This window comes from Thauera sp. WH-2 (genome assembly GCF_048321015.1).
Taxonomy (GTDB): domain Bacteria; phylum Pseudomonadota; class Gammaproteobacteria; order Burkholderiales; family Rhodocyclaceae; genus Thauera.
In genome coordinates this window covers 845223-871980 of sequence record NZ_JBLWFG010000001.1, presented here as the reverse complement: position 1 = coordinate 871980, position 26758 = coordinate 845223, and the positions used below count along the sequence as shown (strand labels likewise).

Genomic DNA, 26758 nt, shown 5'->3' with positions numbered 1-26758 from the left:
GCACACTCTGTGCCAGTAGGCATTTCATACCCGGGAGGGGTTCGTAAGTCCGCGAAAAATAAGGAGTATTTGTGTGCGTCTCGGTTCTTCTCGTTCTGCGAAGATCGTGTGGGATCGGGGGTGTGTAAAAAAAACCGACACTCTCAGCGCGTAGCGACTTCAGCATCTGCGGGCGCAAATGCGCATAATGCGTCCGAGAAACTCAACATTCGGGTGCTGCAATGAATGCTGGCTTCAGTTCCGTCTCTGCCTTCTCGCGAAACATCGGCTGGGTCTCGGCTGCTGAGCAGCTTGCGCTCGGCGGCGCTCGTATCGCCATCGCTGGCCTGGGCGGGGTCGGGGGCGCGCATCTGCTGACGCTTGCGCGGCTAGGGATCGGCGCCTTTCATATCTCGGACTTCGATCGTTTCGAGGTGCACAACTTCAACCGCCAGGCGGGCGCGTTCATGTCCACGCTCGATCAGCCCAAGGTCGAGGTGCTGGCGCGCATGGCGGCGGACATCAACCCCGAGGCGGACATCCGGACCTTTCCCGCGGGCGTCACCCAGGACAACGTGGACGCCTTTCTCAATGGGGTGGATGTCTATGTGGACGGGATCGACTTCTTCGCCATGGATGCGCGGCGCATGCTCTTTCGCGCTTGTGCGGAGCGGGGCATTCCGGCGCTGACGGCGGCGCCGCTGGGCATGGGCGTGGCGCTGCTGTACTTCAAGCCGGGCGGGATGAGCTTCGAGGAGTATTTCTGCCTCGAGGGGCAGAGCCGGCAGGAACAGTTTGCGCGCCTGATGGCGGGGCTCTCGCCGGCGATGCTGCAGCGGACCTATCTGGCGGCGCCGGAAGCGGTGAACTTTGGCGAGCAGCGCGGGCCGTCCACGGCGATGGCCTGCGATCTATGCGCGGGGGTGATGGGGACGGCGGTGCTCAAGGTGTTGTTGAAGCGTGGACCGCTGCGGCCGGCGCCCTGGGGCATGCACTTCGATGCCTACCGGCAGAAGCTGCGCTTCACCTGGCGTCCACTCGGCAATCGCAATCCGCTGCAGAAGCTGCTGCTGGCCTTCATCCGACCGCGCCTGCACATGAAGTGAGGCGCAACGAATAAGCCGCTCCGGAGAGCGGCTTATTTTGGGCCCGTTTTTTGGCTCGCGCGCCGGGTCTGAACGACCCGGTTGCGCCTCAGGAGGCCTTGCGACGACGCAGGCTGGCGCCAACGCCCAGCAGACCCATACCAAGCAGTGCAAGCGTGCCAGGCTCGGGCACCGGCAGCGGGCGGGCGCTGATCGCGAAACCGAAGCGCTCGGTGGTGCGACCACCCTCGGCGGTGCGGAAGCCGAAGCAGCCATTGGACAGGCCGAGTGCCGAGCACTCACCGTTCGTCAGGTTGCCGATGCCGATGCTGTCAACCGATCCATCCGAGTTCAGTGACAGCACGCTGACGAAATACGTGAAGCCATCGTAGTTGAAGAACTGGTTCACGATGCTCAGGTTCTGATAACCGAAGAGGTCGGGACAGCCACCCGGGTACGCTGCTGCCGAAGTGCCGTCGGCGCAGAGCCCGCCAACACCGCCTGCGTTCGGTGTTTCGCTGAACTTGAACACGAACTGCAGATCCGGACCTGGCTCGGTCGGGCCGCCGCTCGGCAGAACCGGCGTCAGGCTGAGTGTGTCCAGGATCGTTGCACCGGTGAGGGTGGCGAGGGTTGAACTCAGTGGATTGTTCCAGTGCGAGATCGAAATGCCCTTCGCGATTTCGCTGCCCGCAAGTGTTCCATCTTCGTCGGTGGTGACCAAGCCGGTGGCCGGGCCGCCGCCGGTGAGGGTTTCCGGGCTCTCGCTGAAGTCGCCGATGGTCAGCGCGCTGCGCGTTCCGCCGGTGAAACTGCCACCCGTCGTGCCCCAGGAGAGCTCCGATGCAAGTTCGGTGGTCGTGCCGCCACCGCTATCCCAGGTCGCAGAGCCCGCCACGAAGACCGCATTGGTCGAGTAGGACCACTGCGTCACCATCGCGGCGCTCGCGCTGCCGGCGAAGGCGCCCAAGGCGGCGACCAGAGCGATGGCCACCGGCTTCATCGTGCGTTTGGTGATTGTGTTCGCTTTCATTTTCCTTCTCCTTCGCGGAACGGATGCCTGTGCAATCCTTGCGAAGGACAAAGCATTTCGCGTGCCAGGGTCTTCTTGTGCTCGCTCGATTTCTTTTTTCTTTTCTGGATATAAAGCGTAAGTCTATGAAATGAATGGGAAAAAAGATGCAATAAGCAAGAGGGTCATTGCTCTGATGACGTATGTGTTTCTGATTTTCGGCGTCGAAATCGGGTGAGTGTCAAAAATTCCGACACTCCGAGCGGGGCAAGAGGGCGTGGCTCACACCATGTTGTCGCGGTGGATCAGCTCGGGCTCGTCGATGTAGCCGAGGAGCTTTTCGATCTCGGCGGTGGGCTTGCGTGCGATACGGCGGCATTCCGAAGCCGAGTAGTTCACCAGTCCGCGTGCCACCTCCTCGCCGGTGAGGGTCCGGCAGGCGACCGCCGCGCCGCGCTTGAAGTCGCCGCGCACCTCGATGACGCCGACCGGGAGCAGGCTCTTGCCGCCCTTGAGCGCGGCGACGGCGCCATCATCGATGACGAGGTCACCTGCCAGCTGCAGGTGGTCCGCGATCCACTGCTTGCGCGCCTGTAGTGGCGTGCTGCTGGCGTAGAGCAGGGTGCCCAGCGCCTCGCCCGCGGCCAGGCGCAGCAGCGGGTCACTCTCGCGGCCGCTGGCGATGCAGGTGTGCGCGCCGCTGCGGGCGGCGCGCTGGGCGGCGCGGATCTTGGTGATCATGCCGCCGCGGCTGATGCCGGTGCCGGCGCCACCGGCCATGGCCTCGTACTGGCGGTCTTCGGCGCGGCCTTCGTGGATGAGCGTGGCGGCGGGGTCGCGGCGTGGGTCGGCAGTGTACAGGCCTTGCTGGTCGGTGAGGATGATCAATGCATCCGCTTCGATCAGGTTGGCGACCAGGGCGCCGAGGGTGTCGTTGTCACCGAACTTGATCTCGTCGGTGACTACGGTGTCGTTCTCGTTGATGATCGGCACCACGCCGAGCTGCAGCAGGGTGGTGAGGGTGCTGCGGGCGTTGAGGTAGCGGGTGCGGTCGGCGAGGTCCTCGTGGGTGAGGAGAATCTGCGCGGTCTGCAGGCTGTGGCAGGTGAAGGCCTTCTCGTAGGCTTCGACCAGGCCCATCTGGCCGACGGCGGCGGCAGCCTGCAGCTTGTTCATCTCATGCGGACGCTTGGCCCAGCCCAGACGCTGCATGCCGGCGGCGATCGCGCCCGAGGACACCAGCGCCACTTCGCGGCCTTCGGCGCGCAGCGCGGCGATCTGGCGCGCCCAGGCGTCGAGCGCGTCCTTGTCGAGGCCGGCACCATTGTTGGTGACGAGGGCGGAGCCGACCTTGACGACGAGGCGGCGGGCGTTGCGGATCTTGGTTCTCATCTTTGCAATGGGCCTGGGGGCAAAGGTGGAGGGGTTGAGTCGGGAGGGAGTCAGTCCTTGCGCGGCGGGTGTTCCGGCAGGGTGTCTTCGTCGTCGCGGGGGGCGTCGCTGCCTCCGCCCTCGCCTTCGCCGTCCTCCGCGTATGCCTCTTCCTCATAAGCTGCATCGGCAGCGAGGCGCGCGGCCTCCAGCGCGGCGAGGCGGGCGGCTTCGGTGGCCTGGCGTTCGGCGCGCTCGGCCTCGATGCGGGCACGTTCGGCGTCGAGAAAGTCCTGGACCGCAAAGATCAGCGTCTGTGTCCCTTCGCCCTTCATGGCGGAGATCTCGAAGTGGCGCTCGACGGGACCATAGGCGTCGAGGAAGGCCTGGATGCGTTCGGCGCGCTCCTCCTCGGGGATCAGGTCGAGCTTGTTCAGCACCAGCCAGCGGGGCTTGGCGTAGAGCTCGTCGTCGTACTTGCGCAGCTCTTCCGCGATGGCCTTGGCGTCGGCGACCGGATCGGCCTCCGGGTCGAAGGGGGCGAGGTCGACGAGGTGCAGCAGCACGTGGGTGCGCTGCAGGTGGCGCAGGAACTGGTGGCCCAGGCCGGCACCCTCGGCTGCGCCCTCGATGAGGCCGGGGATGTCGGCGATCACGAAGCTGCGCGCCTCGGTGGTGCGCACCACGCCAAGGTTGGGTGCAAGCGTGGTGAAGGGGTAGTCGGCGACCTTGGGCTTGGCTGCGGACACGCTGCGGATGAAGGTCGACTTTCCTGCGTTGGGCATGCCGAGCAGACCGACGTCGGCCAGTACCTTGAGCTCCAGGTGCAGGTTGCGGTACTCGCCTTCCTGGCCCATGGTCTTCTTGCGCGGGGCGCGGTTGGTGCTGGACTTGAAGTGGATGTTGCCCAGCCCGCCACGGCCGCCACGTGCGATCAGCACCGTCTTGCCGTCTTCGTCGAGGTCGGCGATCAGTTCGTCGGTCTCGAGGTCCTTGATCACGGTGCCGACCGGGAAGCGCAGCGTGATGTCGTCGCCGCCCTTGCCGTAGCAGTCGCGGCTGCCGCCGTTCTCGCCACGCTCGGCGCGGAAGCTGCGCGTGTAGCGGTAGTCGATCAGAGTGTTGAGGTTGCGGTCGGCCACGGCGTACACGCTGCCGCCACGCCCGCCGTCGCCACCGCTGGGGCCGCCCTTGGGGATGAACTTCTCGCGGCGGAAGGTGGCCGCGCCGTTGCCGCCGTCTCCGGCGTAGACTTCGATGCGGGCTTCGTCAAAAAACTTCATGCCTGATCAACCTCTTCGTGGCGCGCACCGCAAAGCGCGCGCCGGAAACAAAAAAGCCCTACCGCAAGGATAGGGCTTTCGTACTGCAGTGCGATCAAACGCGCGCGATCAGGCCGCTTCCGGCACGATGATCACGGTGCGGCGACGCGAGGGGCCCTTGACCGCGAACTGGACGACGCCGTCCTTGAGTGCGAACAGGGTGTGGTCCTTGCCGATGCCGACGTTGTCGCCCGGGTGGTACTCGGTACCGCGCTGGCGAACGATGATGTTGCCTGCGAGCACGAACTGACCACCGTAGCGCTTGACGCCGAGGCGTTTCGATTCCGAGTCGCGGCCGTTACGCGAACTACCGCCAGCTTTTTTGTGTGCCATGTCGGATTACCTCCTGCGCCTTAGGCCGAGATCGCTTCGATGCGAAGCTCGGTGTAGTTCTGACGATGCCCCTGGTGCTTCTGGTAGTGCTTGCGACGGCGCATCTTGAAAATCTTGATCTTGTCGTGACGGCCGTGGGAAACCACGGTCGCCTTGACGGTAGCCCCGGCAACCACCGGCGTGCCGATCTTGACGGCGTCGCCTTCACCGACCATGAAGACCTGGTCGATGGTGATTTCGGAACCCACGTCGGCCGGTATCTGTTCTACCTTGATCTTTTCGCCAGCGGCAACGCGATACTGCTTGCCACCGGTTTTTATCACCGCGTACATGGTGTTGCTCCAGTTGATGGGTCTGCGAAGAATCGCGCACTCTAGCGGGGGCGGCGGAGAAAGTCAATGCCGATCAGCGGCTTGTGCGTTATTCCGCTTCTGCCTGACGCGGTGCGAGTTCGGGCAGCAGCGCGTCCAGCGCATGGTGTTCGGTGCGGTAACTCGCCTGCGCCTGGATGCGCGCCCAAACGCCGTCGCGCTCCATGGCGTCGATCACCTGCTTCTTCAGCCCGCAGAAGGCGATCTTCTGGCCCTGGGCGTTGAAGCGCTCGATCAGGCCGGCCAGGGTGTGAAGGCCGGTGGCGTCGATGTCGTTGATGCCGGCGGCCGACACCAGCACGATGCGGACGCTGTCTTGCGCGCGCGCGGCGCCGAGCATCGCATCCTCGAAGGTGGCAGCGGTGACGAAGCTGAGCGGGCTGTCGAAGCGCAGGATCACTAGTTCGGGATGAGGGTGGGCGAGCCCGAAGCGCTCGCGGTCGCGGTAGGTGCCGTCCGCGTGCAGACCGAGCAGGGCGGCGCGTGGGCGCATGCCGCGATAGACCAACAGCCCGAGCGACAGCATGAGGCCGGTGAAGATGCCGTTCTGGATGTTGGGCGCGAAGGCCAGCGTGGCGACGAAGGTGACGGCGGCGGCCGCGCCGTCATCCTTGCTTGCACGCCAGGCCCGCCGCAGCACCCCGGCGTCGAGCAGGCCAGCCACCGCCTGCAGGATGACTGCGGCGAGCACCGGCTTGGGCAGGTGCCACAGCAGTGGGGTGAGGTACAGCAGCGCGAGCAGCACCAGGCCAGCCGTGATCAGCGAGGAAAGCCCCGTGCGGGCCTCATTCACATAATTGAGCGCGGAGCGTGAGAAGGATGCGCTGACGGGCATGCCGCCCGTGAAGGCGGCGGACATCTTCGCCAGCCCCTGGCCGATCAGCTCCTGGTCCTGTTGCCAGGCCTGCCGGGTGCGCCCTGAAATCAGTTTGGCGCTGGAGGCCGCCTCCATGAAGCTGACCATCGCGATGACGAAGGCGGCTGGCAGGATCGCGATCACGAGGTCGAGGCGCATCGGCGGCAGACTGAGTTCGGGCAGTCCGCGCGGGATCTCGCCGACCACGGCCCCGCCGCTGGCTGAGAAACCGGTCCATGCCGACAGCACGGTGGCCCCGGCGACCACCAGTGGCACGCCAGGCAGGCGCGGCCACAGCCGCTTGAGCGCGGCCAGCGCCGCCAGGCTGCCCAGGCCGAAGCCCAGGGACGGCAGGTGCGGTGCCGCGAGCCCGCCCAGGGCGTGTGCGAAATCCAGCACCAGGTGCTGCGAGTAGGGCATGGCCAGGCCGAGCAGAGGCGGAACCTGGGTGAGGCAGATGATCAGCGCCGCGGCGTTCACAAAGCCCATCAGCACCGGCACCGAGAGCAGGTTCAGCAGCCAGCCGAGGCGCATGAGCCCGAGCGCGAGCTGGATGAGTCCCGAGAGCAGTGCGAGCAGTAGCGCGAGCCCGAGCAGATCGCCCCCGGCAAGCCCGGACAGCGGCAGGATGCTGGCGGCGACCATGAGGCTGGTAAGGGCTACCGGGCCGGTGGAGAGCTGGCCGCAGGAGCCGAACAGCGCCGCGATCACCGCGGGGACGAGCGCCGCATACAGACCGATGTGCGGCGGCAGGCCGGCGAGTTTGGCGTAGGCCAGCGCCTGCGGAATCATCACCAGCGCCACCGTCACCCCCGCGATCAGGTCGCCACGCACGCCGGCGGCGCGCCATTGCGTGGGCCAGGACAGGAAGGGGAGCAGGCGCTGGAGTGTGGGCATCTGGGCGGATGTGGGCGATCACCCGGTTGCGGGCGAATTGTTCGCTGCGGCGTTGGCCGTGGGCAGGGGTGCCATGGTAACGAGAACGAGGGCACGATCAAACTGCGGATGCAGTGCCTGAGGTGCATTCACACCAAGGGCGCGCGCATAATGCGGCGGCGCTTCAGATGGTCCGGAGTCCCGTCCCGATGGCAACACGCCGCATCCCCCCGATACAGTGCCTGCTCACCTTCGAGGCGGTGGCGCGCTTGCGCAGCGCCAGCCGTGCAGCGGAGGAGCTGTGCGTGACGGTGAGTGCGGTCAGTCATCGGCTCCGCCAGCTTGAGACCCACCTCGGCGTGCGCCTGTTCAGCCGCGGCGATTTCACCCTCACCCACGAGGGCGAAACCTATCTGCAGCATGTGGACACGGCGCTCGCGGCGCTGCAGCAGATGCCGGGCGAGCGTGCGGCGGTCGGGCCGCGCCGCCTGCGGGTGGCGGTCACGCCTTCCTTCTGCCGCCAGTTCCTGATGCCAAAACTCGAACTGTTCCGTCGCAGTTATCCCGACATCGAGCTCACGCTGCACGTCTCGATTCCCTTGCGCGACGTCACCGCCGAAGCAGCCGACCTCGAGATCCGTTACGGTTTGGGGGGGTACACGGACGTGGAGCACCGGCTGATCCTGCGCGATGTGGTGACCCCGGCGTGCAGCCCCGCCTTCCTCGACGAGTTCGGCCCTTTCGACGGCTTCGAGCACGAAGCAGAGTGCGCCCGGGTACGGCTGATCCGCAGCCCGCTCGAACCGTGGGGGAACTGGTATGCGCATTGCGGGCTCGCGCTCACCGAGCCGCTGAATGGCGCGCAGTTCAACGACCTGGGGCTGGCCTACGACGCAGCGGCGAGCGGCTTCGGCGTGGTCCTGGTACGGCACAAGCTGGGCGCAGCCTGGTTCGACAGTGGCCGACTGCTCAATCTGTCGGAGCGCCCGATGCGTTCGCCCTTCGGTCACTACATCTGCTGGGCGCCGGGAACACTCGAGCGCTGGGAGTGCGCCGCCTTCGTCGACTGGCTGCAGGGCGTGCTGCCCTGATACAAGGTCGGGCGTGGCGAAGTTTCTTCAACGCCCCGGCAAAAATGCATCAAGCCGTGGCGTTTGCCCGGCGCCTATACTTGCGCGACGTGGCGGGCGAAGGGATCCGCCGCAGGCCCAAGGCGAGGACCGGAGACGATGAATACCGAAGCTGAAGTGCTGGCGTTCGGCGAGACCGAGCGCGACTTTTCCAGCGTGGACAAGGCGCGCGTGATCGAGGCGCTCAGCCGCGTGCTGCCGCCCGGCACGCTGATATACGACGCCGAGGACCTGCGCCCCTACGAGTGCGACGGTCTGGCAGCGTATCGGGCGTTGCCGCTGGTGGTGGCCTTGCCCACCACCGAAGAGCAGGTGGTCGCGGTGCTGCGCATCTGCTTCGAGCTGGGCGTGCCGGTGGTGGCGCGCGGCGCAGGCACCGGGCTGTCGGGCGGTGCGCTGCCCCATACCCGGGGTGTCCTGCTGTCGCTGGCACGCTTCAACCGCATCCTGAAGCTCGATCCGCTCGCTCGCACCGCCATCGTGCAGCCGGGCGTGCGCAACCTCGCCATCTCCGAGGCCGCCGCCCCGCACGGCCTGTACTACGCGCCCGACCCTTCCTCTCAGATCGCCTGCTCGATCGGTGGCAACGTGGCCGAGAACGCTGGCGGCGTACATTGCCTCAAGTACGGACTGACGGTGCACAACCTCCTGCGCGTGCGCGGTGTGACCATCGAGGGCGAGATCGTCGAGATCGGCTCGGGGGCGCTCGATTCGCCCGGTTACGACCTACTCGCGCTGGTGACCGGCTCGGAGGGCATGCTGCTGGTGCTTACCGAGGTGACGGTCAGGCTGGTGCCCAAGCCGCAGCTTGCGCAGTGCGTGCTCGCGGCCTTCGACGATGTGGTGCGTGCGGGCGATGCAGTGGCGAAGATCATCGCCGCCGGCATTATCCCCGCCGGGCTGGAGATGATGGACCAGCCTGCCACCGCGGCGGTGGAGGAGTTCGTGCGTGCCGGCTACCCGCTGGATGCCAAGGCGATCCTGCTGTGCGAGGCCGACGGCACGCCGGAGGAGGTCGCCGAGGAGATCGGCCGCGTGCGCGCGGTGCTGGAAGGTAGCGGCGCCACCGAGATCCGCGTCTCGCGTGACGAGGCCGAGCGGCTGCGCTTCTGGGCCGGCCGCAAGGCGGCGTTCCCTGCGGCGGGGCGAATTTCCCCCGACTACTACTGCATGGACGGCACCATCCCACGCAAGCGCCTCGGTGAGATGCTGACCGCGATCCAGGAGATGGAGGGCCGCTACGGCCTGCGCTGCATGAATGTCTTCCACGCTGGCGATGGCAACCTGCACCCGCTGATCCTGTTCGACGCCAACCAGCCGGACGAACTGGAGCGTGCCGAAGCCTTCGGCGCCGAGATCCTCGAACTGTCGGTGGCGCTGGGCGGCACCATCACCGGCGAGCACGGCGTGGGGCTGGAGAAGATCAACCAGATGTGCGCGCAGTTCACCGCCGCCGAGGTGCGCCAGTTCTTCCGCGTCAAGGCCGCGTTCGATCCGCCCGGGCTGCTCAACCCCGGCAAGGCGATCCCCACGCTCAACCGTTGCGCTGAGTACGGCCGCATGAAGGTGAGCAAGGGCCACGTGCCCTATCCGGACATCCCGCGCTTCTGAGCAGGAAGGACACGATGACGACGATCGAAAGGGAATGGGCCGAACGCGTGCGTGCGGCGGCTGCGGCAAAAACCCCGCTCTGCCTGCGTGGCGGCGGGAGCAAGGATTTCTACGGCCGCACGCCGGTGGGCGAGCCGTTCGACCTGCGCGCCAATGCGGGCGTAGTGGCGCATGAGCCGACCGAACTGGTGGTGATCGTGCGGGGTGGGACACCCCTGGCCGAGCTCGAAGCGGCGTTGGCCGCGCGCGGGCAGTATCTGCCCTTCGAGCCGCCGCACTTCGGTGCCGGCGCGACGGTGGCGGGGTGCGTAGCGGCAGGTCTGTCCGGCCCGCGGCGCGCGAACATGGGTGCGGTGCGCGACTTCATGCTGGGCGTGAAGCTCATGGATGGCCGCGGCGAGGTCATGAAGTTCGGTGGCCAGGTCATGAAGAACGTGGCCGGCTACGACATTTCGCGTCTGGTTGCGGGCAGCCTGGGCACGCTCGGCATCCTGCTCGAGGTGTCGCTGAAGGTGCTGCCCCGTCCGGTGGCCGAGGCGACGCTGCGCTTCGAACTCGATGAGCCGACGGCGTTGCGCCGGGTGAACGAGTGGGGCGGCCAGCCATTGCCGGTGTCGGCCAGCCTGTGGCACGGGGGCACGCTTCACCTGCGCCTGTCGGGGGCCGAGGCGGCCGTACGCGCGGCGATCGAGCGCTTGGGCGGCGAGCAACTCGCACCAACCGATGCCGCGGTGCTGTGGGATGGGGTGTGCGAGCACGCGGCGACGCCCTTCGTGCTCGGCCCCGGCGAGGTGTTGTGGCGGGTGTCGCTGCCGAGTACGGCGCCGGCGCTGGCGCTGCCGGGCCGGCAGGTGGTGGAGTGGGGCGGCGCGCTGCGCTGGGTGGTGGCTGAAGGCGATGGGGCTTCGGCGCATGGTGCACGCATCCGGACACGTGCCGCGGAGCTGAGCGGTCATGCGGCCGCCTTCCGCGGAGGCGATCGCGGCGGCGAGGTCTTTCAGCCGCTGTCCGCGCCGCTTGCAAGCATTCACCGCAGGCTCAAGCAGGCCTTCGACCCCGCGGGTATTTTCAACCCGGGCCGCCTTTATCCGGAGTTCTGATCCATGCAGACCCAACTCGCCGAATTCATCCGCGATACCCCGGAGGGGCGCGAAGCCGAAGAGATCCTGCGCAAGTGCGTGCATTGTGGCTTTTGCACCGCCACCTGTCCGACCTACCAGTTGCTGGGCGATGAGCTCGACGGCCCACGCGGGCGCATTTACCTGATCAAGCAGGTGCTCGAAGGTGCCGAGCCGACCGAGAAGACCCGCCTGCACCTCGACCGCTGCCTGACCTGCCGCGCCTGTGAAACGACCTGCCCGTCGGGGGTGCACTACAGCCGCCTGCTCGACATCGGCCGCCACGTCGTGGAGGCGCGCGTGCCGCGCAAGGGCGCGGACGCGCTCGTGCGCCGTGCGCTGCGCACGCTGGTGCCGCGGCCCGGGCTGTTCGGGGCGGCGATGAAGGCCGGTCAGTCGGTGCGCGGCCTGCTGCCGAAGACGCTGCAGGCCAAGGTGCCCGAGGCGCGTGCGGCTGGAATGTGGCCGGCGCCGCGGCATGCGCGCCGGGTGATTGCGCTCGCGGGCTGCGTGCAGCCGTCGATGGCGCCTTCGATCAATGCGGCGGCGGCGCGCGTGCTCGATGCGGTGGGCATCTCCATGGTCGAGGCGGACGGTGCGGGCTGCTGCGGTGCGGTGCGTTTTCACCTCAACGACCAGGCGGGCGGCTGTGAGGACGCGCGCCGCAACATCGACGCCTGGTGGCCCGCGATCGAGGCCGGCAGCGTCGAGGCGATCGTGATGACGGCGTCGGGCTGTGGCGTGCAGGTCAAGGACTACGGCCACATGCTGCAGCACGATCCGGCCTACGCAGAGAAGGCGAAGCGGGTGGCTGCGCTTACGCGCGACATCGGCGAGGTGGTGGCGGCCGAGGTGGTCAGCCTGGAGGCTGCGCTGGCAGCGCACGCCCAGCCGCGCGAGAAGCTGGCCTGGCATGCCCCCTGCACGCTGCAGCATGGACTGCGCATCCGCGGCAAGGTGGAGGCCCTGCTCACGGTTGCAGGCTTCGACCTGACGCCGGTGCGCGACGCACACCTGTGCTGCGGTTCGGCGGGCACCTACTCGATGCTGCAGCCGGAGCTTTCGGGTCGCTTGCGTGCGAACAAGCTCGACTGCCTGCTCGAAGGCAGGGCGGGCAGCATCGCTTCGGCCAACATCGGTTGCATCACCCACTTGCAGGCGGGCACGCAGACGCCGGTGCGGCACTGGGTCGAGCTGCTCGATGCTCGCCTGCGCGGCGTGCACGCGTTAGCCTTGCGAGGCGCCGAGCGGGGCAGGGTGTGACATTTGTCACAGCCCGCGCCGCTTGGCGTGTTTCCATTCCGGGGCTTGCGCTCCGGAGTGGGCAGCCGGTTGCTATCATCGGCCGATCCTGACCCTGCGGTGTGCATGCCGCCACCGAATTGACTCCCCCATGTCCTTTACCGCCGAAACCTGTGTTGCCATGCATATCGGCGACCGCAAGGAACAGCAGGACCGCGTCGCACTGTTCGGCCATCCCAAGCGCTCCGGGCTGGTGATGGCCGTGCTCGCGGACGGCATGGGTGGGCACAGCGGCGGGGCGATGGCGGCCGAGCAGGTGCTGATCCGCGCCCGGCAGAATTTCGAAACCTACGCGCCCCTGCACGAGACGCCGCGAGAGCTGCTCGGCAGCGTGATCGACGAAGCCCATGTCGTCATCAAGCTGACGCGCTTCACCAGCGAGCAGGACCCGCACAGCACGGCGGTGGTGTTCCTGCTGCAGCAGGGCAAGGCCTACTGGGCGCATTGTGGCGACTCGCGCATGTATCACTTCCGCGGAGCGCAAACGGTGTCACGCACGCGAGATCACTCGCTGGTCGGCGAGCTCGTGCGCAAGGGCCGCATCGGTGAGGAGGAGGCGCAGAACCATCCGCAGCGCAACGTGCTGCTGTCCTGCCTGGGCAGTGAACGCGAGCCGCGCATCGAGTATGGCTGCGAGGAGTCGCCCGTAGCGGGGGACTGCTTCCTGCTGTGCTCGGATGGGCTGTGGGGGCACTTCTCCGATTCCGAACTGGCGGCCGCGCTGCAGGCGCTGCCGCCGCGCAGCGCCGCGGAGCGCCTGATCGCGACTGCCCGTGAGCGCTCGGGCGGGATCGGCGACAACATCTCGCTCGCGGTCATCAAGCTCGTACCCCCCGCCTGACGCCAGGCCGATGGCCCGCCCGCGGCGGCGTGTGGCTGGTGCGCGGCTTGCGCCCTCCCCGAATGACGGTAATATCGGTCCTGTGTCGGCCCCGATGCGCTTTGCGCGGGGCAGGGGGATCAGAACAAATCAAGATGCGGCCGACGCATTCGACTCAGTTCCGTCTTTAAAGCCCTATTGGAAGGAGTACGCCCATGCCTCTGGTCATCGGAGTGCCAACGGAGACACGCTCCGGCGAACGACGCCTGTCGGTCGTTCCGGATGTAGTCAAGAAGTACCTGGGACTTGGTGCCCGGGTTGTCATGCAGAAGGAGGCGGGCAAGGCGGCCCACTTCCGGGATGCGGATTTTGCCGACGTGACGTTCGTCGACAGCGCGGCGGAGGTGGCCGCTGCGGCCGACGTGCTGTTCTGTGTGCAGGCGCCCGACGCGCAGGTGCTCGCAGCGCTGAAGCCGGGCAGCGTGCTGTGCGGAATGCTGCAGCCGTGGGCGAGCGCCGAGCGCGTGCAGCAGCTGGTCGACGGCCAGATCACCGCGTTCGCGCTGGAGCTGCTGCCGCGCATCTCGCGTGCGCAGAGCATGGACATCCTGTCCAGCCAGGGCGCGGTTGCCGGCTACGAGTGCGCGCTGATCGCGGCCGACCACTCGCCCAAGTTCTTCCCCATGCTGACCTACGCGGCCGGCTCCATCCGCCCGGCCAAGGTGCTGGTGATCGGCGCCGGGGTGGCCGGGCTGCAGGCCATTGCCACCGCGCGCCGCATCGGCGCCATGGTCGAGGCCTACGACGTGCGTCCCGAGACGCGCGAGCAGATCGAATCGCTCGGTGCCAAGTTCGTCGACACCGGGGTGTCGGCGGCGGGCAGTGGTGGCTACGCACGCGAGCTCACCGAGGAAGAGAAGGCCAAGCAGGCCGAGCGCCTGGCCAAGGCGGTGGCGCAGTGCGATGCGCTGATCACCACCGCGGCCATCCCGGGCAGGCAGGCGCCGAAGATCATCACCGCCGACATGATCGCGCGCATGAAACCGGGCGCGGTGGTCGTGGACATGGCCGCCGAGACCGGGGGCAACGTCGAGGGCACGGTCGCGGGCGAGAAGGTGTGGATCAACGACGTGCTCGTGATCGGCCCGACCAACATCGCCAGCCGCATGCCGGTGCATGCCTCGGAGATGATCGCCAAGAATCTGTTCAACTTCATCTCGCCCTTCATCCAGGACGGTGCGCTCGCGCTCGACTGGGAGGACGAGGTCATGGCCGGAAGCTGCCTGACGCACGCGGGCGAGCTTCGCCACGCCGGCGTCAAGCAGGCGCTCGGACTGTAAGGAGGATCGCGTCATGGATGGTTTTACCGCGCTGTACATTTTTGCGCTGGCCGCGTTCACCGGTTACGAGGTGATCTCGCGCGTGCCGGTGATCCTGCACACCCCGCTGATGTCGGGTTCGAACTTCGTGCATGGTGTGGTGCTGATCGGCGCCATGGTGGCGCTCGGCCATGCCGACCCGGAGAGTCCGCTGCAGTTGCTGATCGGCTTTTTCGCGGTGTTCCTCGGTGCGGCCAACGCGGCCGGTGGCTACATCGTCACCGAGCGCATGCTGGGCATGTTCAAGGCCGGTGGCCGCAAGCAGGGGGGTGAGCAATGAGCGGGAACTGGTTCGTGAGCATGGCGTACTTCATCGCCGCCGTCGTGTTCATCTTCGGCCTGAAGGCCATGGCCTCGCCGGTGACGGCCCGCAAGGGGGTGGTCTGGGCGGGGTACGCGATGATCGGCGCCACGGTGGCGACCTTCTTCATGCCCGACCTGCACAACGTCGGCCTGATGGTGCTGGCGATCGTGCTCGGGGGCGGTGCTGCCTGGTACAGCGGCAAGGTGGTCAAGATGACCGACATGCCGCAGATGGTCGCGATCTACAACGGCATGGGCGGTGGTGCCGCGGCCGGCATTGCGGCGATCGAGCTGGTGCGCGGAGTGCCGCACGACAGCGTCACCTCCACGCTGCTCGCGTTGGGTGCGGTGATCGGTGCGGTGGCGTTCTCGGGCTCGTGCGTGGCGTTTGCCAAGCTGCAGGGGCTGATGAACAAGGCGATCCGTCTGCCGGGGCAGAACAACATCAACTTCCTGCTCTCGGTCATCACCATCGGCATCGGCCTCACGGTGGCGTACTCGACACATCCGGGCGGCTTCGAGATCTTCCTGTTCTTTGCGCTCGCGCTCGCGCTCGGCGTGGTGCTGGTGATGCCGATCGGCGGCGCCGACATGCCGGTGGTGATCTCGCTGCTGAACGCCTTCACGGGCCTGGCGGTGGGCTTCAAGGGCTTCGTGATCGGGAATCCGGCGCTGATTGTGGCGGGCATCGTGGTGGGCGCCTCGGGCATGCTGCTCACCCAGCTCATGGCCAAGGCGATGAACCGTCCGATCAGGAACATCATCTTCGCCCCCATCACGGGAGCCGCGGCCGAAGGTGGCGAGACGGTCGAGGGCACGATGCGCGAGCTCTCGGCGATGGATGCGGCGGCGCTGATGCGCTACGGGCAGAAGGTCATCATCGTGCCGGGCTACGGCATGGCGGTGGCCGGTGCCCAGCACAAGGTGTGGGAGATGGCGCAGTTGCTCGAAGAGGGCGGTGTCGAGGTGAGCTTCGCGATCCACCCGGTCGCGGGCCGGATGCCGGGCCACATGAACGTGCTGCTGGCCGAAGCGGGCGTGCCCTACGACAAGATCTTCGACCTCGACGAGATCAACAACGACTTCGCGCAGGCCGACGTGGCCCTGGTGATCGGCGCCAACGACGTGGTGAACCCGGTCGCGCGCACCGACAAGTCGAGCCCGATCTACGGCATGCCGATCCTCAATGCGGACATGGCGCAGAACGTCATCGTGGTCAAGCGCGGCAAGGGGGCGGGCTACTCGGGCATCGAGAATGCGCTGTTCTACAAGGACAACTGCCGCATGCTCTACGGCAGCGCGCAGGAAGCGATCGGCGAGGTCATCCAGCACGTGAAGTCGATGGAAGCATGATTTCCTCCCCGCTGCCGGCCGCTGGGCCGGCAGATTCGACTCAAGTCGGAACCGCATCGGGCCGTGAACGGAAGCAGTCTGTTTCCGGGAGCGGTCCGATGCGTTTTGTGCGCGCACTGTCTGGCGTGGTGCTGGCATTCATGCTCGCCATGGCGGAGGCTCAGATGCCGCAGGTCGTGCCGGACGCTGCGCCTGCACAGCCGGCGGGCGTGGACGCAGCACCGGCTCCGGGTGCCAGGACGGTGCCGGAGTGGCGCAGGACCGATGGCTATCCCTTCCCGGCGCGTGCAGACGTCACGCGACGCCTGCAGTTCGTGGCGCAGGCGATGCAGCTGCGCGAGTATTGCGCGGACGCCACGGTGGCCAATGATTTCGTGCGTGCGCAGTTGCAGCGCTTCAGCAGCATGACCGGGCGTGAAGAGAATTGCCGGACCCTGCTCGACTACTGAGCGTGCCGTCCGTCGGGGAGCGCGAAGTACCGGGCATCGACCGGCGGCCCGAACAGTGGGCCCTGCTGCAGATGACAGCCAAGCGCCACGAGGAAGGCCTGCTGCCCCGGATCCTCCACGCCGCGTGCATGCACCTCTAGGCCGAGGGCGCCCGCCATTGCGCCGATCGCCTCGACCGTCGCCTCGCTGTCCTCATCCTTGCCGACGCCACGAATGATTCCGGGGTCCAGCTTTAGCGCGTGCACCGCCGAGCGGCGCAGCCGGGGAACGGAGGACAGCCCAGCGCCGAAGCCGTCGATCGCCAGGCGAACGCCGATGGATCGCAGTTCGCGCAGGGTTTCCGAGATGCGTGGGTTGTCCAGCTCGAGCACCTGTTCGGGGAGGTCGAGCTCCAGCAGGCGGGGTGCGAGGCCGGATGCCTGCAGGGTCGTGCGCACCTCTTCTGCGAGGCCGGGCGCCAGCAGGCGCTCGATGGAGAGATTCACCGTCACCCGGATACCCGTACTGCTGGCAGGCCAGCGATGTGCGGCCTGGCATGCGTTCGACAGCGCCCAGGTGTCCAGCGCGATGCGCAGGTCGGGGTTGCCGATGGTGTCGTCGAAACGCTGGAAGGGCAGCAGCCCGCGTTTGGGATGCTGCCAGCCCAGCAGGGCTTCGCCGCCGAAGAGCTTCCCCGTGCGCGCATCGACCAGGGGCTGGAACTGCAGCACCAGCTCATCGTGCGCGAGTGCCTCCGTGAGGCCCTTTTCCAGCCATTCGAGGTCGAACCCCGCGTCCAGCGGATTCAGATAGGCGCCGCTGCGTGCACCTCCGACACGGCGCGCATGCACCAGCGTGCTGCGCGCCTGGCGCATGCGCTGATCGAGTTCCTGCGGGCTGTGCGAGGCCTCAGGCGCCGCGTGCGCGTGCGGCGCGGCGAGGACGATCGCATGCAGCCCGGGGCGCAGTCTGGGTGCGGCAATGAAGTTCAGCGCGTGCGCTTGCCCATCCGGGCGGGCGAAGGCGAGCGTGCCGCGCCGCTCGCCCTCGATCAGGAGTCGCCGCCGTGCCTCGAGAAACGCCGCTTCGGAGGGGAACAACGCAGCGAGCGGGCGGGCGACGACCTCGCGGTAGTCACGCCCGAGCAGGCGGCAGGCGGCGCTGTTGGCGTCGAGCACGAGATCGTCGCCGGTGATCAGGAGGCCTTCGTCGATCAGCTCGAGCAACGCGAGATATACGCCGGCCTCTGCGCCCTCGGAGAGGTCCGGTAGAAAGGGTTCGATGCTCGCGCCGGGCACATCCTGCGCGGGCAGGGCAGCGGGTGCAAGCGGGTTGGGGCGGCGTCCGGGGAGGGTCACGGCTGGGCTGGGCAATGAAGTCGAGAAGGCCGGCCGTGGTTCGGCCGGTGCGCGGTGAGGGAAGCTTAATCCTGTGCGCTCCGTGCCCGTGGGCGGAATAGGCGGCGTGCTGCCGCCTATTTCCGGCCCAGACCGCCGAGCAGGACCGCGATTGGGCGCTGCCCGCGGCGGGCGGGTTCGGGCTGTGCGCCCGCGGCCAGGCCCGCCATGCCGGCCTCGGCGGAAACAGCGACTGGTGGCTGGGCCGGTTCGTAGGGTTTGCTGAAGTCGAACCCGTCTGCGGCCACGTGGCCACGGCCGCCGCGGCGCTGTCGTGCGCGCGCCTCGCCGGAGGCGCCGTCCTGCCGGCCTTTGCCCTCGCTGACCGGCGCCGTTCTCGTCGCGCGCGGGGACCTCTCGGGGGCTGCAGTGTCCTGGTCGACGCTGGAACGGCGGTGGCGGCCGGCGCGGCTGCCGGCCTCGAAGAACTCGGGCTCCGGATCGAAGCCGGGGACGGGCTCCTGCGGGATCTCGAGCTTGATCAGCTTCTGGATGTCCGCGAGGCGGTGCTTTTCCTCCGCGCACACAAGCGAGATCGCGTTGCCCTGGTGGCCGGCGCGGCCGGTGCGGCCGATGCGGTGTACGTAGTCTTCTGCCGTATGCGGGAGTTCGAAGTTGATGACGTAGGGCAGCTCATCGATATCGATGCCGCGTGCCGCCACGTCGGTCGCGACCAGCACGCGCAGCTTGCCGCTCTTGAAGGCTTCGAGCGTCTCGGTGCGCTGCTGCTGGCCCTTGTCGCCATGGATGGCATCGGCGGAGACGCCGTGGCGCTCGAGAAAGTGCGCGAGGCGGCCGCAGGCGAGCTTGGTGTCGACGAACACCAGCGCCTGAGTGTCGGGCTTGTGGCGCAGCAGGTGGGCGAGCAGGTTGCGCTTCATGCCCGAGGACACCGGATGCACGACGTGGGTGATCGTTTCCGACACCATGTTGCGGCGCGCGACCTCGATCAGCTGCGGGTTCTTCAGCATCTGGTCGGCGAGCTTCTTGATCTCGTCCGAGAAGGTGGCCGAGAACAGCAGGCTCTGGCGGTTGGCGGGCAGCAGGGCGAGGATGCGCTTGATGTCGGGGATGAAGCCCATGTCCAGCATGCGATCGGCTTCGTCCAGGACCAGCACTTCGACCTGGGACAGGTTGATGGACTTCTGTTCGACGTGGTCGAGCAGCCGTCCCGGGGTGGCGATGACGACCTCGATGCCGCGGCGCAGCTCTGCTTGCTGGGGGCGGATGTCAACGCCGCCATAGACGCACACCGAGCGCAGTGGCAGGTGCTTGCTGTAGGTCTTGACCGACTCGTACACCTGCATCGCAAGTTCGCGTGTGGGGGCGAGGATCAGCGCGCGGGTCTGGTGCCGGGCAGGAGAGGTGCTGGTGCTGGCGTGGCGCGCGATGCGATGCAGCAGCGGCAGCGTGAAGCCGGCCGTCTTGCCGGTGCCGGTCTGAGCGCCGCCCATGACGTCGTGGCCGGCGATGACGGTGGGGATGGCCTGGCGCTGGATCGGCGTGGGCTCGGTGTAGCCAGCGTCCGTGACGGCCTGAAGCAGTTCGGGAATGAGGCCGAGATCGGCAAAGCTCATGGGTACCTTCGGGGCGTGGGCGATCGCAAATGCTTCGCCGTTGTGATAAAGCGCGGATTATACACGCGGCAAAAAACCTTTACCCGCCAAGGGGTTTGCCAGTTTCCCCGAAGAGGCGGGCAGGGGGCGGGTGAGCTCGTGCTCAGCGCTTGAGGGTGAGGAAGGCGGTGACTTCCTCGCGGTCGTGGTACAGGTGCTTGATGCGCAGATCGAAGGGGCCGATGCTGGCGAGGCGCTTGCGGATCAACTCGCGGCACTGTTCGACCGCTTCGAGCCGGCGCTTCATCGGTAGCTTGAGGTTGAAAATCGTGTAGCGGCAGCGGCCGGTGGCGACCCATTCGGCCATCAGCGAGGCGATGCGCGAGGGTTGCTCGACCATGTCGCATACCATCCAGTCCACCGGGCGCGGCGGGCGCCAGGTGAAGCCGTCGGCGCGCAGGTGCTCGACCATCTCGGTGGCCATGACGGTGTCGCGCAGCGGGCCGTTGTCGATCGCGGTCACGCGCAGCCCGCGATGCACCAGCTGCCAGGTCCAGCCGCCGGGCGCTGCGCCCAGGTCTACCGCGCGCTGGCCGGCGCGCAGAATGCTGTCGCGTTCGCCGTCGTCAAGCAGGGTCATGAAGGCCTCGGCGAGCTTCATGGTCGATCGGCTCGGTGCGTTCGATGGCATGCGCAGACGCGGCACGCCCATCGGCCAGGTCGAGCACTGCCCCGGCTGGCCAGCGGCCAGCCATGCGGTGGTGGCGCTGGTGAACATCACATGCAGCACGGGCAGGCCAGTGCGGCTGGTGCGCAGGCAGCCCGATTTCTCCAGCGCCTGCGTGAGCGGTTCGGTGAAGCGCTTGCAGAAGCCGGAGCGCTGCTTGGCTTCGTCGGTGTCGGGGGTGTCCAGCACGACGCCGGAGAAGCGCTGGCCGCTTGCCTTGACCGCCGCGATGATCGGCGTGGCGCGGTCGCGTTCGGGCAGGTCGTTGATGCGTGCGAACCAGGGGAGGAGTTGGCGCGCGAATACCGAGCGACGCCAGTCCGTGGCGGTGCCGAAGTCTCCCAGCGGGGAGGGCTCGAAGGTTTCGAACACTGCGTAGGCAGCATCGGGATCGGCGCGGACGTATCCGATCAGGCCCGCTTCGGCAGCGAGATCGTCGAGCTCGCCGGCGAGCTCCTTCTCGAAGCCTGCGCGGCAATAGCCGATGAGGCCGGCGCATTGCAGGCCGGAGGCGGGGGTGTGCTGGTTCATGATGGGGGCGCCTGAACGCGGCGGACTGATTGGATGTGGCCGGCCTTGCCGGAGTGCCAGGCTGGCAGTTCCGGATGATAAGCCGCCACGGGCACGATGGCGAGGATAGGGGCGTGCGGGATACGAGCCTGCAGGATGCAGGCGGACATCCTGCAGGGTGCGTCGGCTGGCTCAGCCGGCGTCCGAGGGTGGGGGCGTCTTCAAGGGTGTGCCGTCCGGGAGCAGGCGTGAGGGCACGACCTCGAGCTTGTGTTCCATCATGTAGTCGTTCATGTCTCGCCATCCGGCGAAGATCGCGGCCTTGTCGGCGCTGCCGTTGAGCGCATAGCAGTCTTCCAGGGACCGTCCTGCGTGCCTGCATGCGCTGCCGATGGCGCGGCCCTCTGCTTCGGCACGGGCTGCGTCCCGCGACGGATTGGGCAGTTCGAGCAATTCGGCGACCTGATCGCAACCTGACAGCAGAGGCAGCAGGGCGAACAGGAGGACGCGCAGGAAGGCGGGAGCGGGGGGGCGCGAAGTGGAGCGGCGCATGGCGGGCAGGTTCGGAGACGGAGTCTTGGTCTTATCGACGCGTGAGGCTGGATTCTGAAGCACTTTTACAATTCGTGGTGTAGCGGAGAACTATAATTCGGCGCGTTACCGGGCCGTCGGCCCGGCGCTTGTGCAGGCCAGTCAAACTCATGCTCAACCTCCGTATCAGGGGTGTATTCGTGGGGCTCGCGGCGGGGCTCGCGGTCATCGCACCCCAGGCTGCTACCGCGGCGCCGCAGCAGATCGAACTCTTCCACCGTTTGCCCACTTCCAAGGCCGCGGCGCTCGAGGCGCTTGTCGAGCGCTTCAATGCGCAGGCCAAGGGATATCGGGTGGTGGTCCGTTCCGGGGAATGGAAATCCAGCGCGGCGCACATGCTGATCCTCGAGGGTGACGACGAGGAGTCGTTCGTTGCGGGCAAGCCCCGCTTCAAACCGCTGCACGAACTGATGAGGCAGAATGGCCGGGCACTGCAGACCCTGCGCCCGCCGGCGATGATGACGCGCACGCCGGTCGACGCGAAGGGGCGGTTGCTCGCCCTGCCAATCGGTCTGTCTACGCCCGTGCTGTATCTGAACCGTGATGCGTTGCGTCGCGCCGGCATGAACCCGGAGACCACCCGCATCGACACCTGGCAGGCGTTGCAGGACACGCTCGGTCGCCTGGCCGACACCGGCCATGCCTGCCCTTACACGGTGGCCGAGCCCGGGCGGGTGATGGTCGAGAATCTCAGCGCCTGGCACAACGAGCCGGTGGCGATGCAGCAGGGCAAGCAGGTCGTGCCACGCTTCAACGGGATGTTCCAGGTCAAGCACGTGGCGATGATGGCGAGTTGGACGCGTGCGCGCTATCTCCATATATTCGACCAGCAGGCGGAAGCCGAGCGCCGCTTTGGGGAGGGCGAATGCGCGGTGATCGCGGCGCCGTCCGCGAGCTGGGTTGATTTTCGCCGTACCGGCAAGGTCGACGTCGGGGTGGCCCGACTGCCTTACCATGACGACTTCCCTGGCGCGCCGCAGAATACCGTGGCAGATGGCCCGGCTTTGTGGGTGTCGGCCGGGAAGAAGGCTGCCGAGTACAAGGGGGTAGCGAACTTCGTGAGCTTCTGGCTCGAACCCGCCAATCAGGTCGCCTGGCAGCGCAGTACCGGGTATCTCCCGCTGAATCGTGCCGGGTTGCTCGCATCGCGCAGCGAACTGCTCGGAGGCGACCTCGAGAATGTGCAGGTCGCGGTCGACCAGCTCGGTAACAAGCCCCCGACGCCACAGTCTTCGGCGCAACCGGTGGTAGAGCGGCAGAAGGTCCGCCGCATCCTGGACGAGGAACTGGCCGGCGTGTGGGCCGATGAGAAGGCCGCCAAGGAGGCGCTGGACAATGCCGTCACGCGCGCGTTGAAGGAGTAGTCGCACGGCTGCGCATCCTCCACGAGTGCGGGTGCTGGCAAGGCTGCGGCCGGCTTGACGCCGGGCGCGGCCGCCCCATACCATCGCCGCTTTTCCAGCGAGCGTCACCGCCTTGTCAGTCAAGCAGCTTTTCGCGCCGATCGCCGCCGACATGCAGGCGGTGGATGCGGTCATCCGCCTTCGGCTGCATTCGGACGTGGCGCTGATCCGCACGGTCGCCGAGTACATCGTGCAAAGCGGCGGCAAGCGGCTCCGCCCCGCGCTCGTGCTCTACACCGCCGGCGCGCTGGGCTACCAGGGTACGCATCATCACGAGCTTGCTGCGGTGGTGGAGTTCATCCATACCGCGACGCTGCTGCACGATGACGTGGTGGACGAATCCGATCTGCGCCGCGGCAATCCGACGGCCAATGCCCGCTTCAGCAACGCCGCCGCGGTGTTCGTGGGCGATTTCCTGTACTCGCGTGCATTCCAGATGATGGTTCGTGTGGACAGCATGCGCGTCATGCGCGTGCTCGCCGAGGCCACCAACGTGATCGCCGAAGGCGAAGTGCTGCAGATGCTCAACTGCCACAATGCCGACGTGCGGATCGACGACTACCTGCGCGTCATTCGCTACAAGACGGCGAAGCTCTTCGAGGCCTCGGCTCGTCTGGGCGGCATCGTGGGCGGTGCGGATGAGGCACTCGAAGCGCGCCTGGCGGCTTTCGGCATGCACCTTGGCACGGCCTTCCAACTCATCGACGACGTGCTCGACTACTCGGCCGACGAGGCCGATACCGGAAAGCACCTGGGTGACGACCTCGCCGAGGGCAAGCCCACCCTGCCGTTGATCCACGTCATTCAGCACGGATCCTCCGCGCAGTCGGCGATGGTGCGCAGCGCCATCGAGAATGGTGGGCGCGAGGACTTCGCTGCGGTCCTAGCCGCCATCCAGGACACCGGAGCCCTGGACGAGACGCGCCGCTACGCCGAGGCCGAGGCTGCCCTCGCAATCGAAGCGATATCGGGGCTTCCCCCTTCCAATTTCAAGGATGCATTGCTACAATTATCGGACTTTGCAGTTCGGCGAAATCACTGATATAGTTCAGGGCTTCGCAGGGCAGCAAGGCCTGCAACAAAAAGTGTCGGGGAATAGCTCAGCCTGGTAGAGCACTGCGTTCGGGACGCAGGGGCCGGAGGTTCGAATCCTCTTTCCCCGACCAGTAATTCAAGCAAAACGCCCAAGTGATTCAGTCGCTTGGGCGTTTTGCTTTCGTGGTGCGCCTTGGATGCGCAGCCGGGAGAGGACGGCACGTCCAAGGTCACATTGAGCCTCACCGGGACCGTCAGCCGGATGGCTTCCTCAGCACCAGCACATCACCGCGTTGCGTAAACTCGAGGTGCTTCAAAACGCTCATGCCGAGCAGCACGTCGTCGTCACGCATGCCCGGATTCAGGTGGGCTGGGGCGCCGGCGAAGCGGAACGGCCCGATGTCGAGCGATGCAATGGTCGTGGCATGGACAATCACGCTGCCGTTGGCGGTGGAAACCATCGAACGGGCTCCAGGGCTCAGACCGAGTTGCGGGCCCAGGTGCGCCGGTACCGCCGTGTGGGTCGCGCCCGTGTCGAGCAGGAAGCGAACGGGCTGGCCGTTGATCAGGCCGGGTGAGAAATAGTGGCCGGCGCGATTGCGTTGCAGCACCCACTCTTCCGTGCCGTGCGCAACGGTCAACGCACGGTTGGGGTCCTCGCGGTGTTTGAGGACGCCATCGAAGGTCGCCCAGCCGAAGCCGAGAAATGCCAGGGTTGCGAGCAAACCCATGCGGCGCCCAAGCTTGCGATGCGTGTGGTCTGAGTTGGTCATGAGAAAGTGTCTTGCCGTCGCGCTCCGGCGCTGGACCCTTTGCGTACCTGCAGGGATGGGCGACGCCCTGCTCAGGTGCGAAAGCCCGCAATCGCCTGCGCGAGCAGGCCGGTCTGTTCGCGCAGGCGTGTAGCCGAGTCGCTCATGTCTCGAGCGGCTGTGCTGGTTTCGTCCGCAGACTGTGCAATGCGTTTCATGTTCTTCGCGACCACGGCGAACCCGCGTCCTTGCCCCGGCGCAGGATGTTCTTCCACTCCTGAACCTGTGTCTTGAAGCTCACCTGGGCGCTGCGTGCAGTGTCGACCGCATCGATCAGCCTCTGTTGTACGCGATCACCTTGGTCAGGGTGCTGTTCAACTGCCCCGCCTGGTAGAACGAGAAGCCACCGATCGCGACCAGCAGTGCGAGGGCGCACAGGGTCAGCAGGCCGAGCTTCACCTTGATGTCGAGGTTCTTCATGAGTCGTCCTGTTCCCTGTGAAGTTGCGTACCCGTGCGACCACGGAAAGTCCCTGCACGGTGTGCATGCAGCGTTTTCGGCATTTCGGTGTGAGGGCTTGAGCGAATTCCCGGCCGCGGACGCTGCCTTTTTGCCCGTCGGCTTGAACAGTTTAGACTGCGGCCATTCCGGTCATGACAATTCCGAAGGAGTCCATGCTGATGCAACTCAAGGACAGCAATCTGCTGCGTACGCGCGCATACATTGACGGCGCCTGGCTCGACGCGGACGGCGATGCCCGTTTCGAGGTACGCAACCCGGCCGATGGCAGCGTGATCGCCAGCGTGCCCGACATGGGTGCGACCGAGTCGCGGCGCGCGATCGCCGCCGCCGAGGCTGCATTGCCGGCGTGGCGTGCGCGTACGGCGAAGGAGCGTGCGGCCGTGCTGCGGCGCTGGTTCGAGCTGATCCTGGCCAACCAGGAAGACCTTGCCGTGCTGATGACCGCAGAGCAGGGTAAGCCGCTGGCCGAGGCGCGTGGCGAGGTCGCCTATGGTGCATCCTTCATCGAGTGGTTTGCCGAGGAGGGTAAGCGCATCTATGGCGACGTGATTCCGCCGCACGGCGCGGACAAGCGTATCGTCGTCATCAAGCAGCCGATCGGCGTGGTGGCGGCGATCACGCCGTGGAACTTCCCCAATGCGATGATCACGCGCAAGGCCGGCCCCGCCCTGGCTGCCGGATGCACCATGGTGATCAAGCCCGCCGAGGACACGCCGCTGAGCGCGCTCGCGCTCGCCGAACTGGCCGAACGTGCCGGCATGCCTCCGGGCGTGTTCAACATCGTCACCACCAATCGCGCTGCCGAAGTCGGCGCCGAGCTTACCGCCAGCCCGGTGGTGCGCAAACTCTCCTTCACCGGTTCGACCGAGGTGGGTAAGCTGCTGATGGCCCAGTGCGCCGGCACGGTGAAGAAGGTCGCGCTCGAGCTCGGCGGCAACGCGCCTTTCATCGTCTTCGACGATGCCGATCTGGACGCTGCGGTCGCGGGGGCAATGGCTTCGAAGTACCGCAACGCGGGCCAGACCTGCGTGTGCGCGAATCGCCTGCTGGTGCAGGACGGCATCTACGACGCCTTCGCCGAGAAACTGGCCGAAGCGGTGGCGAAGCTCAAGGTAGGCCCGGGGCTCTCGGGCGAGGTGCAGCAGGGACCGCTGATCAACGAGGATGCGGTGGAGAAGGTGGAGGAGTTACTCGCCGACGCGGTGGGCAAGGGCGCGCAGATCGCGTACGGTGGCAAGCGCCATGCGCTCGGCGGCACCTTCTTCGAGCCCACCATCGTCACCGGTGTCACCCCTGCGATGCGCGTGGCGCGCGAGGAGATCTTCGGCCCGGTGGCGCCGCTGTTCCGCTTCCATACAGAAGAGGAAGCGATCCGCATGGCCAACGACACCGAGTTCGGTCTCGCCGCCTATTTCTACGCGCGCGACATCGCCCGCGTGTGGCGCGTGGCCGAAGGGCTGGAGTACGGCATCGTCGGCATCAACGAAGGCCTCATCTCCACCGAGGTCGCGCCCTTCGGCGGCGTCAAGGCCTCCGGCGTCGGGCGCGAGGGCTCGAAGTACGGCATCGACGACTTCGTCGAGATCAAGTACCTGTGCATCGGCGGGATCCGCTAA

General features: G+C 67.0%; 26 protein-coding genes and 1 tRNA gene. 14 read left to right on the top strand and 13 right to left on the bottom strand.

Features of this window, described 5'->3' with window-relative positions:
- The first annotated feature begins 221 nt into the window (after nucleotides 1-221).
- Nucleotides 222-1085, top strand: a complete 864-nt coding sequence (locus tag ACNKW1_RS04150) for a ThiF family adenylyltransferase (protein WP_418363313.1) — start codon at nucleotides 222-224, stop codon at nucleotides 1083-1085.
- Between the two features lie 88 nt (nucleotides 1086-1173).
- Here the strand turns inward: ACNKW1_RS04150 and ACNKW1_RS04145 are convergent, their stop codons facing one another.
- The 6 genes from ACNKW1_RS04145 to ACNKW1_RS04120 all read right to left on the bottom strand — a co-directional run bounded on the left by ACNKW1_RS04145 (nucleotide 1174) and on the right by ACNKW1_RS04120 (nucleotide 7226).
- Nucleotides 1174-2097 (bottom strand): THxN family PEP-CTERM protein, encoded by a 924-nt coding sequence (locus ACNKW1_RS04145; RefSeq protein ID WP_418363312.1) that lies wholly within the window; start codon nucleotides 2095-2097, stop codon nucleotides 1174-1176.
- A 261-nt stretch (nucleotides 2098-2358) separates the two neighbouring features.
- Entirely contained in the window at nucleotides 2359-3468 is a 1110-nt protein-coding gene (gene proB / locus ACNKW1_RS04140; protein WP_418363311.1) for a glutamate 5-kinase, read from the bottom strand.
- A gap of 50 nt (nucleotides 3469-3518) precedes the next feature.
- Nucleotides 3519-4730 (bottom strand): Obg family GTPase CgtA, encoded by a 1212-nt coding sequence (cgtA, locus tag ACNKW1_RS04135; protein WP_418363310.1) that lies wholly within the window; start codon nucleotides 4728-4730, stop codon nucleotides 3519-3521.
- Between the two features lie 108 nt (nucleotides 4731-4838).
- On the bottom strand, nucleotides 4839-5102 hold the full coding sequence (gene rpmA / locus ACNKW1_RS04130) for a 50S ribosomal protein L27 (protein WP_324526200.1): 264 nt from the start codon (nucleotides 5100-5102) through the stop codon (nucleotides 4839-4841).
- Between the two features lie 20 nt (nucleotides 5103-5122).
- Entirely contained in the window at nucleotides 5123-5434 is a 312-nt protein-coding gene (gene rplU, locus ACNKW1_RS04125) for a 50S ribosomal protein L21 (protein ID WP_297358894.1), read from the bottom strand.
- Between the two features lie 88 nt (nucleotides 5435-5522).
- Nucleotides 5523-7226, bottom strand: coding sequence for a SulP family inorganic anion transporter (locus ACNKW1_RS04120; protein WP_418363309.1), 1704 nt, complete (start codon nucleotides 7224-7226; stop codon nucleotides 5523-5525).
- A gap of 188 nt (nucleotides 7227-7414) precedes the next feature.
- Here ACNKW1_RS04120 and ACNKW1_RS04115 point away from each other — a divergent pair, with 188 nt between their 5' ends.
- From ACNKW1_RS04115 to ACNKW1_RS04075, 9 genes are all read left to right on the top strand, one after another.
- Complete coding sequence (locus ACNKW1_RS04115; RefSeq protein ID WP_418363308.1) at nucleotides 7415-8296, top strand: LysR substrate-binding domain-containing protein; 882 nt, start codon at nucleotides 7415-7417, stop codon at nucleotides 8294-8296.
- Nucleotides 8297-8434: 138 nt separating this feature from the next.
- The gene (locus tag ACNKW1_RS04110; RefSeq protein WP_418363307.1) at nucleotides 8435-9946 is read left to right on the top strand and encodes an FAD-linked oxidase C-terminal domain-containing protein; all 1512 of its coding nucleotides are present in this window, start codon (nucleotides 8435-8437) and stop codon (nucleotides 9944-9946) included.
- Between the two features lie 14 nt (nucleotides 9947-9960).
- Nucleotides 9961-11046: a glycolate oxidase subunit GlcE gene (glcE, locus tag ACNKW1_RS04105; RefSeq protein ID WP_418363306.1), complete on the top strand. Its 1086-nt coding sequence runs from the start codon at nucleotides 9961-9963 to the stop codon at nucleotides 11044-11046.
- Between the two features lie 3 nt (nucleotides 11047-11049).
- Nucleotides 11050-12327: a glycolate oxidase subunit GlcF gene (gene glcF, locus ACNKW1_RS04100; protein WP_418363305.1), complete on the top strand. Its 1278-nt coding sequence runs from the start codon at nucleotides 11050-11052 to the stop codon at nucleotides 12325-12327.
- A 130-nt stretch (nucleotides 12328-12457) separates the two neighbouring features.
- Nucleotides 12458-13207, top strand: coding sequence for a PP2C family protein-serine/threonine phosphatase (locus ACNKW1_RS04095; RefSeq protein ID WP_418363304.1), 750 nt, complete (start codon nucleotides 12458-12460; stop codon nucleotides 13205-13207).
- 194 nt (nucleotides 13208-13401) lie between these two features.
- On the top strand, nucleotides 13402-14526 hold the full coding sequence (locus tag ACNKW1_RS04090) for an NAD(P) transhydrogenase subunit alpha (protein WP_418363303.1): 1125 nt from the start codon (nucleotides 13402-13404) through the stop codon (nucleotides 14524-14526).
- A gap of 13 nt (nucleotides 14527-14539) precedes the next feature.
- Nucleotides 14540-14845 (top strand): NAD(P) transhydrogenase subunit alpha, encoded by a 306-nt coding sequence (locus ACNKW1_RS04085; protein WP_004324745.1) that lies wholly within the window; start codon nucleotides 14540-14542, stop codon nucleotides 14843-14845.
- Entirely contained in the window at nucleotides 14842-16221 is a 1380-nt protein-coding gene (locus tag ACNKW1_RS04080; RefSeq protein WP_418363302.1) for an NAD(P)(+) transhydrogenase (Re/Si-specific) subunit beta, read from the top strand. Before ACNKW1_RS04085 ends, ACNKW1_RS04080 begins: the two co-directional genes overlap by 4 nt.
- A gap of 98 nt (nucleotides 16222-16319) precedes the next feature.
- Nucleotides 16320-16670 carry a hypothetical protein gene (locus ACNKW1_RS04075; protein WP_418363301.1) on the top strand — a complete coding sequence of 117 codons (351 nt, stop codon included), beginning with the start codon at nucleotides 16320-16322 and terminating at the stop codon, nucleotides 16668-16670.
- Here ACNKW1_RS04075 and ACNKW1_RS04070 read toward each other — a convergent pair.
- From ACNKW1_RS04070 to ACNKW1_RS04055, 4 genes are all read right to left on the bottom strand, one after another.
- The gene (locus ACNKW1_RS04070; protein WP_418363300.1) at nucleotides 16664-18007 is read right to left on the bottom strand and encodes an EAL domain-containing protein; all 1344 of its coding nucleotides are present in this window, start codon (nucleotides 18005-18007) and stop codon (nucleotides 16664-16666) included. The genes ACNKW1_RS04075 and ACNKW1_RS04070 overlap by 7 nt on opposite strands.
- A 116-nt stretch (nucleotides 18008-18123) precedes the next feature.
- Nucleotides 18124-19623, bottom strand: a complete 1500-nt coding sequence (locus ACNKW1_RS04065; RefSeq protein WP_418363299.1) for a DEAD/DEAH box helicase — start codon at nucleotides 19621-19623, stop codon at nucleotides 18124-18126.
- Between the two features lie 142 nt (nucleotides 19624-19765).
- The gene (gene rlmM, locus ACNKW1_RS04060) at nucleotides 19766-20860 is read right to left on the bottom strand and encodes a 23S rRNA (cytidine(2498)-2'-O)-methyltransferase RlmM (protein ID WP_418363298.1); all 1095 of its coding nucleotides are present in this window, start codon (nucleotides 20858-20860) and stop codon (nucleotides 19766-19768) included.
- A gap of 171 nt (nucleotides 20861-21031) precedes the next feature.
- Nucleotides 21032-21391, bottom strand: a complete 360-nt coding sequence (locus ACNKW1_RS04055) for a hypothetical protein (protein WP_418363297.1) — start codon at nucleotides 21389-21391, stop codon at nucleotides 21032-21034.
- 149 nt (nucleotides 21392-21540) lie between these two features.
- Here ACNKW1_RS04055 and ACNKW1_RS04050 point away from each other — a divergent pair, with 149 nt between their 5' ends.
- From ACNKW1_RS04050 to ACNKW1_RS04040, 3 genes are all read left to right on the top strand, one after another.
- Nucleotides 21541-22794, top strand: coding sequence for an extracellular solute-binding protein (locus ACNKW1_RS04050; protein ID WP_418363296.1), 1254 nt, complete (start codon nucleotides 21541-21543; stop codon nucleotides 22792-22794).
- Between the two features lie 112 nt (nucleotides 22795-22906).
- On the top strand, nucleotides 22907-23875 hold the full coding sequence (locus tag ACNKW1_RS04045) for a polyprenyl synthetase family protein (protein WP_418363295.1): 969 nt from the start codon (nucleotides 22907-22909) through the stop codon (nucleotides 23873-23875).
- Between the two features lie 47 nt (nucleotides 23876-23922).
- Nucleotides 23923-23999 (top strand) — tRNA-Pro (locus tag ACNKW1_RS04040).
- A 123-nt stretch (nucleotides 24000-24122) separates the two neighbouring features.
- On the opposite strand, the gene ACNKW1_RS04035 is transcribed toward ACNKW1_RS04040, so the two are convergent.
- The 3 genes from ACNKW1_RS04035 to ACNKW1_RS04025 all read right to left on the bottom strand — a co-directional run bounded on the left by ACNKW1_RS04035 (nucleotide 24123) and on the right by ACNKW1_RS04025 (nucleotide 25100).
- Nucleotides 24123-24641: a retropepsin-like aspartic protease family protein gene (locus ACNKW1_RS04035; protein WP_418363294.1), complete on the bottom strand. Its 519-nt coding sequence runs from the start codon at nucleotides 24639-24641 to the stop codon at nucleotides 24123-24125.
- Between the two features lie 71 nt (nucleotides 24642-24712).
- On the bottom strand, nucleotides 24713-24838 hold the full coding sequence (locus ACNKW1_RS04030; protein ID WP_418363293.1) for a hypothetical protein: 126 nt from the start codon (nucleotides 24836-24838) through the stop codon (nucleotides 24713-24715).
- Between the two features lie 115 nt (nucleotides 24839-24953).
- Complete coding sequence (locus ACNKW1_RS04025; RefSeq protein WP_418363292.1) at nucleotides 24954-25100, bottom strand: hypothetical protein; 147 nt, start codon at nucleotides 25098-25100, stop codon at nucleotides 24954-24956.
- A 194-nt stretch (nucleotides 25101-25294) separates the two neighbouring features.
- Here ACNKW1_RS04025 and gabD point away from each other — a divergent pair, with 194 nt between their 5' ends.
- On the top strand, nucleotides 25295-26758 hold the full coding sequence (gene gabD, locus ACNKW1_RS04020) for an NADP-dependent succinate-semialdehyde dehydrogenase (protein ID WP_418363362.1): 1464 nt from the start codon (nucleotides 25295-25297) through the stop codon (nucleotides 26756-26758).

Bases quoted from the DNA above. Each gene is read 5' to 3' on its own strand.
- ACNKW1_RS04090 (WP_418363303.1), top strand. From the start codon at position 13,402: ATGCCTCTGGTCATCGGAGTGCCAACGGAGACACGCTCCGGCGAACGA.
- ACNKW1_RS04080 (WP_418363302.1), top strand. From the start codon at position 14,842: ATGAGCGGGAACTGGTTCGTGAGCATGGCGTACTTCATCGCCGCCGTC.
- glcE (WP_418363306.1), top strand. From the start codon at position 9,961: ATGACGACGATCGAAAGGGAATGGGCCGAACGCGTGCGTGCGGCGGCT.
- ACNKW1_RS04145 (WP_418363312.1), bottom strand. From the start codon at position 2,097: ATGAAAGCGAACACAATCACCAAACGCACGATGAAGCCGGTGGCCATC.
- ACNKW1_RS04065 (WP_418363299.1), bottom strand. From the start codon at position 19,623: ATGAGCTTTGCCGATCTCGGCCTCATTCCCGAACTGCTTCAGGCCGTC.
- ACNKW1_RS04050 (WP_418363296.1), top strand. From the start codon at position 21,541: ATGCTCAACCTCCGTATCAGGGGTGTATTCGTGGGGCTCGCGGCGGGG.
- ACNKW1_RS04025 (WP_418363292.1), bottom strand. From the start codon at position 25,100: ATGAAGAACCTCGACATCAAGGTGAAGCTCGGCCTGCTGACCCTGTGC.
- proB (WP_418363311.1), bottom strand. From the start codon at position 3,468: ATGAGAACCAAGATCCGCAACGCCCGCCGCCTCGTCGTCAAGGTCGGC.
- ACNKW1_RS04150 (WP_418363313.1), top strand. From the start codon at position 222: ATGAATGCTGGCTTCAGTTCCGTCTCTGCCTTCTCGCGAAACATCGGC.
- rplU (WP_297358894.1), bottom strand. From the start codon at position 5,434: ATGTACGCGGTGATAAAAACCGGTGGCAAGCAGTATCGCGTTGCCGCT.
- glcF (WP_418363305.1), top strand. From the start codon at position 11,050: ATGCAGACCCAACTCGCCGAATTCATCCGCGATACCCCGGAGGGGCGC.
- rlmM (WP_418363298.1), bottom strand. From the start codon at position 20,860: ATGAACCAGCACACCCCCGCCTCCGGCCTGCAATGCGCCGGCCTCATC.
- cgtA (WP_418363310.1), bottom strand. From the start codon at position 4,730: ATGAAGTTTTTTGACGAAGCCCGCATCGAAGTCTACGCCGGAGACGGC.
- ACNKW1_RS04095 (WP_418363304.1), top strand. From the start codon at position 12,458: ATGTCCTTTACCGCCGAAACCTGTGTTGCCATGCATATCGGCGACCGC.
- ACNKW1_RS04030 (WP_418363293.1), bottom strand. From the start codon at position 24,838: ATGAAACGCATTGCACAGTCTGCGGACGAAACCAGCACAGCCGCTCGA.
- rpmA (WP_324526200.1), bottom strand. From the start codon at position 5,102: ATGGCACACAAAAAAGCTGGCGGTAGTTCGCGTAACGGCCGCGACTCG.
- gabD (WP_418363362.1), top strand. From the start codon at position 25,295: ATGCTGATGCAACTCAAGGACAGCAATCTGCTGCGTACGCGCGCATAC.
- ACNKW1_RS04055 (WP_418363297.1), bottom strand. From the start codon at position 21,391: ATGCGCCGCTCCACTTCGCGCCCCCCCGCTCCCGCCTTCCTGCGCGTC.
- ACNKW1_RS04035 (WP_418363294.1), bottom strand. From the start codon at position 24,641: ATGACCAACTCAGACCACACGCATCGCAAGCTTGGGCGCCGCATGGGT.
- ACNKW1_RS04120 (WP_418363309.1), bottom strand. From the start codon at position 7,226: ATGCCCACACTCCAGCGCCTGCTCCCCTTCCTGTCCTGGCCCACGCAA.
- ACNKW1_RS04110 (WP_418363307.1), top strand. From the start codon at position 8,435: ATGAATACCGAAGCTGAAGTGCTGGCGTTCGGCGAGACCGAGCGCGAC.
- ACNKW1_RS04075 (WP_418363301.1), top strand. From the start codon at position 16,320: ATGCGTTTTGTGCGCGCACTGTCTGGCGTGGTGCTGGCATTCATGCTC.
- ACNKW1_RS04085 (WP_004324745.1), top strand. From the start codon at position 14,540: ATGGATGGTTTTACCGCGCTGTACATTTTTGCGCTGGCCGCGTTCACC.
- ACNKW1_RS04115 (WP_418363308.1), top strand. From the start codon at position 7,415: ATGGCAACACGCCGCATCCCCCCGATACAGTGCCTGCTCACCTTCGAG.